General features: G+C 34.2%; 2 pseudogenes. Both read right to left on the minus strand.

Features of this window, described 5'->3' with window-relative positions:
- Window positions 1-183 (minus strand): annotated as a pseudogene (locus tag ACFIO5_RS10485) (hypothetical protein); the annotation flags it as partial.
- Between the two features lie 220 nt (window positions 184-403).
- A pseudogene (locus tag ACFIO5_RS10490) lies at window positions 404-1,098 on the minus strand (DUF1376 domain-containing protein); the annotation flags it as partial.

Below are 1,098 nucleotides of genomic sequence, written 5' to 3' on the forward strand. Positions count from 1 at the left end.
ATCAACATTCTCAGGCATCTCATGATACTGACCACCGTCAAATTCTTCATATTCTCTTGTACCATCATCATATTCGTAAAGATTGTAAAAATACTCTGCTACCCCTAATCCCCATGGGGCATGCCCCACCGCCGTTGCAACGAACTTTTTTCCCCCCTTCTGTTTACGTTTTTTTAAAAACATCTGGTTTAATATCCCCTATCTAAATCCATAACTTTACCAATGGGTTTATTTGCCTCAAAATGGACCGTACAGAAGCGTTTTTAATTTCAATGTGGTTTTCTATCACAAAATCTTTAAATCGCTCTGTACGGTGCCTTTCTGTCAATTTAAACGCATATATATTCTCAAAATCATCAGCAAACTTCACTACTTTGCTGTTTTTTCGGATCCATAAGTGTCTTTAAGCGTAGATCGCTGTTGCAAGTTGATTGAAGCTTTCTGAAAGGTTATTTGCGAAATTGTTTGACGGTGGTTTATAACATGCGCTTTCATATAGTTTTTTCACTTCTGATTTTTTGTGTTTCTTAATTACCAATCCATATTCTGGATGTGTAATCCAATTATCCCAAGCGCTTTGCCAATCGCGTTCATTTGCATTGTGACATGGATTGGTTTTTGAAAAGCGTACAAATTTTTCAAATTCTGATAAGGCTTCATCATGCGTTAATCCTTGTTCAGTTGCGTATTGAAAATCGGGTTTGAAATCTTCTAGTATTCTTTCAACTTCTTGTTTTTCCCTTATTTTCTTTGTTCCTTCAAAAAAGTTTGCTTTCTCTGGAAAATAAGCAGGCATTATCTTATCAACGATTTCTGAAAGTTGTTTTCCAACCTTTTTAACTTTTCGTGAAGGCAATTTCGCAATCATCGCTTCGTTAATTTGCCATCGGTTGTTAACTTCGTTTGAAAGATTGATATTTTGCTCGCGAATGATTGGTTGTTTGGTTTCTATCGTTTTGATTTGTTCTGATTGAACATCATCACACTCGATTGCCGTTTCAACCAAATCGTTTGTTTCTAAATTTTCAAAATCAATTTCTCTTTTTGATAAAATAATATTTTTATTTTTTTTGTTATTGTTAATGTTAATGTTATTGT

It is taken from the genome of Bartonella sp. AA86SXKL, assembly GCF_042196885.1.